Origin of the sequence: Myroides pelagicus (assembly GCF_009711055.1) — a bacterium.
In the GTDB taxonomy this organism is placed as follows: domain Bacteria; phylum Bacteroidota; class Bacteroidia; order Flavobacteriales; family Flavobacteriaceae; genus Flavobacterium; species Flavobacterium pelagicum.
This window is the reverse complement of sequence record NZ_WMJY01000100.1, coordinates 1-379: the sequence shown is the minus strand read 5'-3', so window position 1 is coordinate 379 and position 379 is coordinate 1. Positions and strand designations below refer to the sequence as shown.

Sequence of the window (379 nt, the reverse complement as noted above, 5' to 3'; positions counted from 1 at the left end):
ATTCAACTGAAAAGTAAGAATACATCGATTCTAAGTGAGCACGACGTTCATCATCCAAAATGGATTCTTTTTCCATTAGGTTTAAACATTGAGCTAAATCATTGTCGCTCATAGCTACTAGTTGCGAAAATGAAAAATTAGTTTGTTGGGCACGCTCTAAATAAGAAGCTATAGTTCGACGATTTATACCTGTTTGTAGAGCTATATTTCTTTGTGAAATACCTCTATCTAAAAACAACAATACTTGTTTTACTTTATACATAGGAAGAGTTTTATTAGCCATATTTAGATAATGTTAGGGTTGAAAATAACATACTCTAAATTAGCATAATTAATATTTAGGCTCTTCAGTGGTGTACTTTGCCGGAATAAGTGGTGT

General features: G+C 31.9%; 1 pseudogene. It reads right to left on the bottom strand.

Annotation, left to right across the window (positions count from 1 at the left end):
* Window positions 1-283: pseudogene (locus GJV77_RS14715) on the bottom strand (helix-turn-helix domain-containing protein); the annotation flags it as partial.
* Window positions 284-379 lie beyond the last annotated feature (96 nt).